Source organism: Pengzhenrongella sp. (assembly GCF_036565025.1).
Classification (GTDB): domain Bacteria; phylum Actinomycetota; class Actinomycetes; order Actinomycetales; family Cellulomonadaceae; genus Pengzhenrongella.
On sequence record NZ_DATCNW010000130.1, the window covers coordinates 1 to 5,624 of the forward strand.

The following is a 5,624-nucleotide window of genomic DNA, read 5'->3' on the forward strand; positions in this document are numbered from 1 at the left end:
GGGTGACCCTGCTCGTGCGCGGCACCCGGGTGCTGGCCGGCGCCGAGCCGTTCGCCGCGGCCGCCGTGGCCGAGGGGCTGACGAAGCTCGGCGTCGACCTGCGGTTCGGCACCGAGGTCACCCGGGCGATGCGCGACGACCGCGGCGTGCGGCTCTCCCTGTCGGTCGGTGAGTCGGTGCTCGCCGCGGAGGTGCTGGTCGCGGCCGGGCGCCGGCCCCGCACGACCGACCTCGGGCTGGAGACGATCGGACTCGAACCCGGCGCGCCGATCGCCGTGGACGACTCCCTGCGGGTGACCGCCGTCGCCGAGGGCTGGCTCTTCGCGGCGGGGGACGTGACCGGGCGGGTCGCGACGACGCACCAGGGCAAGTACGACGGCCGGGTCGCCGGCGACGTCGTCGCGGCGCGGTTCGGGCCCGACGGCGACGCGTCGTCGGCGACCGACGCCCCGGACTGGAGCCAGTTCCGGGCCACGGCGGACCACCAGGGCGTGCCGCAGGTCGTGTTCACCCGGCCCGAGGTCGCCGCCGTCGGGCTCACCGAGGCGGCCGCCCGTAAGGCGGGCTACCCGGTGCGGACGGTGAGCGTGGAGATCGAGTCGCTCGCCGGCCCGACGGTCGCGTCGGACGACTACCGGGGCATCGGCTGGATCGTGGTGGACACCGAGCGCGAGATCATCCTCGGCGCGACGTTCGTGGGTCCGGAGGTCGCCGAGCTGCTGCACGCGGCGACGATCGCCGTCGTCGGGCAGGTGCCGCTTCGGCGGCTGTGGCACGCGGTGCCGGCGTACCCGACCGTGAGCGAGGTGTGGCTGCGGCTGCTCGAGGGCTACGGGCTGTAGTCCCCCCGAGCAGCCGCAGAACCGCTAGCCGGCGAGCGCCGCGTCGGAGGAGAACACCAGACCGAGCGCGACCTTGCCCTCCTTGATGGCGGTCTTGGTCAGCGGGCCGCCCGCGTCGAGCGACGTGAAATCGGTGATCTGCAGGTGGTAGGTCTTCTTCAGGCCGGGCTCGCAGAACGGGCGGTCCGGGCACTCCGGCGGGCCGCCGAGCACGAGTCCGCCGCACGTCGTGGCGAGCTCGGAGAGCGTCTTGACCTTGTACTTGTCGGCGAACGCCGTGGTGACCGCGAACGAGTTCACATCCTGCGCCGCGGCCGGCGTGCCGAACGAGAGCCCGACCTTCGTGCCGAGCGTCGTCAGCTCCTTCATCGTCGCGTCGAGGTCCGAGCTGGCCAGGGGTTTGGCGTCGGCCCCGTTCTCCTTCTTGTTGAGGAACTCCGTGAGCGTGCCCGCGTACTCCGGCACGATCGTGAGCTTGCCCTGTTCGAGCGGCGGCTCGTAGGTGTCTCTCGCCCCGATGGTCTGCGTGGTCGCGTCGTAGCCGGCGGACTTCAGGACGCCCGCGTAGATCGCGGCGAGCGTCGCGCTCTCGGAGAAGTTGGCCGCGCCGACGACGATCTTCTTGCCGTTCCCGACACTGTCCTGGGCGGCGAGGCCCTTGGCGGCGAGGAAGGCCTTCGCGACCTGGGTCGAGGTCTGGCGGTCCACGTCCACCGACTTGTTCAGGCCGATGAGCGTCTTGGTGTCGAGCGTGGCGGAGACCGCGTCGAGCAGCGGGATGATCGTCGAGTCGCCCGCGATCGCCTTGGAGTTGATCGCCGGGACGATGTTGTCGACCGTCTGCAGGCCCTTGTCGTCCTCGAGGACGACCAACTTGTCACCCGCGACCGGCGCACAGGTGGTCAGGGCAGCTGCGCTAGAGGTCGACGTGCTGGTCGAACCCCCGGAGGAACCCGCCTGCCCGCAGGCCGACGTCAACAGCAGGACTCCCGCCGCGACGGCGGCCAGGGTGGATCGACGTGCTCGCATGGAGGACCCCCAGGATGATCGGCCGCCCGTGCGGCACGAAGTCCAATTCGACCGCGATCCACTCGGGCCCGCCAACCGAACGGGCGTCATTGCTAGGTCACGTTTAGGTTACGATCCGGTGGTTTTGACCGAATTGCCCGACGTTGTCCGGTCGGTGGACCCGTTATTCCGGCGCCCGCGGTCGCGTTGGGGCCGCATCGGGCGGGGCGAGAGGTAGTGCTGACCGGCGGCGAGCACGCCCTCGGCCGCGAGGCAGAGGACCACGACGAGCAGCCCGCCGGCCAGCACCTCGCCGAAATGGTGGGTCGCGAGCCCGCCGATGATGATCGGCCCGAGCCCGCCGCCCCCGACCAGCCCGGCCAGCGGGATGGTGGCGATGACCTGCACCGCGGCCGTGCGCAGGCCTGCGCCGATGAGCGGCAGGGCCAGCGGGATCTCGACGAGCGCGAGTGACCGCGCGCCCGACATGCCCATGCCGCGCGCGGCCTCCCGGACGTCGCGATCGACCTCGAGCAGGCCGGTGTGGGCGTTGATGAGGATCGGCGGGATCGCGAAGATCGCCGCGGCGAGGACCACCGGGCGGTTCCCGAAGCTGAGCGCGGTGGACGCGAAGATCAGCAGCAGTGCGAACGTCGGCAGCGCGCGCGAGGTGTTCGCGATGATCACCGTGATCGTCCCGCCCCGGCCGCGATGGCCGAGCCAGATGCCGAGCGGCAGCGCCACCACCGCGGCGAGCAGGGTGGCGACCACGGCCATGCCGACGTGCTCGCCGGTGAGGGCCGGGACGCCCTCGGGCCCCTGCCAGTTCAGCGGGTCGTTCAGCCAGACGAAGGCCTGCCCCACCACGTTGTTGTCGCTCACGGCCGACCTCCCGCGCGGGTCCACGGCGTCGCGAGCCGGCCGGCCATGAAGAGCAGCAGGTCGGCGACGAGCGCGATGGCCAGGCAGAGCAGCGTCGAGGTCATCACCTCGGCGCGGTAGTTGCTGTTGAAGCCTCGGAACATCAGCTGGCCGAGCCCGCCGAAGCCCACGATCACCCCGATCGTCACCAGCGCGACCGTCGTCACCGTCGCCAGGCGCAGCCCGACGACGATCGACGGCAGCGCGTTGGGCAGCTCGACGGTCAGCAGCATCCGGACGCGGCCGTACCCCAGACCCTGGGCGGCGTCGCGGATCTCCGGGTCCACCCCCTGCAGCCCGACGAGGATGTTGCGGATCAGCACGAGCATCGCGTAGGAGACCAGGCCGATGAGCACCGTGGTGCGCCCGATCCCGGTGAACGGCGCGAGGATCGCGAACAGGGCGAGCGACGGGACCGTGTACAGCACGCCCGCGAGGCCGAGGACCGGCCCGGCGAGGCGCGGACGGCTGTGCGCGAGCACCGCCAGCGGCAGGGCGAGCACGAAGGCGATCAGCACCGCCTCGATCGTGAGCGAGACGTGCTGGGACAGCGCCACGGAGATGTCGCCCCAGTTGGTCTGCACGTAGGACCACGACAGCCAGGGGTTCGCGGGCTCGGTCGAGGTCACGGCCAGACGCTACCCGGCCCAGCCCACGCGCGCGATGTGGCACCGCACCGGTAGCGTCCCTGCCCATGAGCAGCGCAGAGCCGGTCATCCGCTTCGAGCGGGCGCGCAAGGAGTACCCGGACGGCACCGTCGCCGTGCGCGAGCTCGACCTCGAGGTGTACGAGCACGAGATGCTCGTGCTCGTCGGGCCGTCGGGCTGCGGCAAGTCCACGACATTGCGCATGGCGAACCGGCTCGTCGAGCTGACGTCCGGCCGCGTCCTGGTCAAGGGCGAGGACATCGCGCTGTCCGACCCCGTCGCGCTGCGCCGGCGCATCGGGTACGTCATCCAGAATGTCGGGCTGTTCCCGCACCGCACCGTGGGCCAGAACGTCGGCACGGTGCCCGCGCTGCTCGGCTGGGACGCCCGGCGCACCCGGGACCGGACCGCGGAGCTGCTCGAGCTGGTCGGCCTCGAGCCCGGCGTCTACTCCCAGCGCTACCCGCACCAGCTCTCGGGCGGTGAGCGCCAGCGCGTCGGGGTGGCGCGCGCGCTCGCCGCGGACCCGCCGGTGCTGCTCATGGACGAGCCGTTCGGCTCGGTCGACCCGGCCGGCCGGCGCCGGCTGCAGCAGGAGTTCTGGCGGATCCAGCGCGAGCTCGGCACGACCGTGATGCTCGTCACGCACGACATCGACGAGGCCGTGCGTCTCGGCGACCGGATCGCCGTCTTCAGCCGCGGAGGCAAGCTCGAGCAGCTGGCCGACGCTGTGACGTTGCTCGCTCGGCCGGCACCCGGCATGGTCACCGATTTCGTCGGCGCCGGGCGCGCGGTGCGGTTGCTCGCGATCGGCGAGCTCGCGATCGGCGACCTCGAATCCGTGCCCGACGGCGGCTCGCCGAGCGCAGGCCCCGTCGCGCCTCGCCTCGCCCCGGAGGCCCCCCTGCGCCTGGGAAGCAGGCTCGACGACGCTTTCGCGGCCCTCGCGGCGTCGGGCGGGCAGGCCGCGCCGGTCTCGGGCGACGGGGGCGCCGTCGTCGGGCAGCTCACTCCGGACGGGCTGCTCGCCGCCCTTCGCCGCATGACGGCGCAGCTGCCGGACCTCGCCGACGACACCGCCGCACGCACCACGGGGTGACCGGAGATCGAGCAAGGCCTGCCCCGCCGCGCGCGGCTCGGTAACCTGCACCCCATGAGTTCACCTCGCGTTGCCCTGGCCACCAACGTCGAATTCGGAAACCTCGAGGCGGATGACGCGCCCCTGGTGCCCGCCCTGGCAGAACGCGGGATCGACGCCGTGCCCGCCGTCTGGGACGACCCGGACGTCGACTGGAACGCGTTCGACCTGGTCATGGTGCGCAGCACCTGGAACTACGCGCCCCGCCTCGAGCAGTACCTCGCCTGGGCGAACAGCGTGCCGCGGCTCGCCAACCCGGCCGACGTCCTGACCTGGAACACGGACAAGTCCTACCTGCGCGACCTCGAGGCCGCAGGGCTGCCCGTGGTGCCGACCATCTGGCTCGACCCGGCCCGCAACCTCACGTCGCGCGCCGTGCACACGCGCTTCCCGGCGAGCGGCGAGTTCGTGATCAAGCCGACGGTGAGCTCGGGCGGTCGCGACACCGGGCGGTACAAGTCCAACGAGGCCGACCAGCGTGGCCTGGCGATCGTGCACGCCCGCGACCTGCTGCGCGAGGGCCGGCATGTGATGGTGCAGCGCTACCTCTCCCAGGTCGACACCGCGGGGGAGACCGCGCTGATCTACATCGACGGGGTGTTCAGCCACTCGGTGGGCAAGGCCGCGATGCTCTACGGCCCCTACCGCGCCGGCGACGCGCTGTACAAGCAGCAGATCAGCGAGCGGGACGCGACCGACGCCGAGCGCGAGGTCGGGGACCGGCTCGTCGCGGCGCTCCCGGCGCTCACGCCGGGCGCGGGGGAGGGCCCGCTGCTCTACACGCGCATCGACCTGCTGCCGGACACCGATGGCTCACCGATGATCCTCGAGCTCGAGCTGACCGAGCCCTCGCTGTTCCTCGCCTGGTCCGACGGCGCCGCGGGCCGCGTCGCGGACGCCGTAGCCGCACGCGTCGGAGCCTGACGCCTCCCCCGCGCCCCCCCCGCACTGCCCGCCCGCACCACGCGCTCCTCCCGCCCCCCGCGCCGCCCGCACCACCCGCACCTCCCGTACCACCCACAACGTCCGAGCGCTGACGTCCTATAGGACGTCAGCGTCTGGACGTT

Annotated in this window: 6 protein-coding genes; 3 read left to right on the forward strand and 3 right to left on the reverse strand. The window is 72.4% G+C overall.

Annotation, left to right across the window (positions count from 1 at the left end; genetic code table 11):
- Positions 1 to 842 (forward strand): FAD-dependent oxidoreductase (locus VIM26_RS07215; RefSeq protein ID WP_331949672.1); only part of this gene is annotated, 842 nt, incomplete at its 5' end.
- Between the two features lie 24 nt (positions 843 to 866).
- Here the strand turns inward: VIM26_RS07215 and VIM26_RS07220 are convergent.
- From VIM26_RS07220 to VIM26_RS07230, 3 genes are all read right to left on the reverse strand, one after another.
- Entirely contained in the window at positions 867 to 1,871 is a 1,005-nt protein-coding gene (locus tag VIM26_RS07220; protein ID WP_331949673.1) for a glycine betaine ABC transporter substrate-binding protein, read from the reverse strand.
- 108 nt (positions 1,872 to 1,979) lie between these two features.
- Complete coding sequence (locus VIM26_RS07225; protein ID WP_331949674.1) at positions 1,980 to 2,732, reverse strand: ABC transporter permease; 753 nt, start codon at positions 2,730 to 2,732, stop codon at positions 1,980 to 1,982.
- Positions 2,729 to 3,400 (reverse strand): ABC transporter permease, encoded by a 672-nt coding sequence (locus VIM26_RS07230; protein ID WP_331949675.1) that lies wholly within the window; start codon positions 3,398 to 3,400, stop codon positions 2,729 to 2,731. Before VIM26_RS07230 ends, VIM26_RS07225 begins: the two co-directional genes overlap by 4 nt.
- A 65-nt stretch (positions 3,401 to 3,465) precedes the next feature.
- Between VIM26_RS07230 and VIM26_RS07235 the strand changes: the two genes are divergently transcribed.
- Positions 3,466 to 4,518, forward strand: a complete 1,053-nt coding sequence (locus tag VIM26_RS07235) for an ABC transporter ATP-binding protein (protein WP_331949676.1) — start codon at positions 3,466 to 3,468, stop codon at positions 4,516 to 4,518.
- A gap of 54 nt (positions 4,519 to 4,572) precedes the next feature.
- A complete protein-coding gene (locus VIM26_RS07240; protein WP_331949677.1) occupies positions 4,573 to 5,481 on the forward strand; it encodes a hypothetical protein in 909 nt (302 codons plus the stop codon).
- Positions 5,482 to 5,624: the final 143 nt, after the last annotated feature.

Excerpts from the sequence above, each read along its gene's own strand:
- VIM26_RS07235 (WP_331949676.1), top strand. The coding sequence starts at position 3,466 with ATGAGCAGCGCAGAGCCGGTCATCCGCTTCGAGCGGGCGCGCAAGGAG.
- VIM26_RS07220 (WP_331949673.1), bottom strand. The coding sequence starts at position 1,871 with ATGCGAGCACGTCGATCCACCCTGGCCGCCGTCGCGGCGGGAGTCCTG.
- VIM26_RS07240 (WP_331949677.1), top strand. The coding sequence starts at position 4,573 with ATGAGTTCACCTCGCGTTGCCCTGGCCACCAACGTCGAATTCGGAAAC.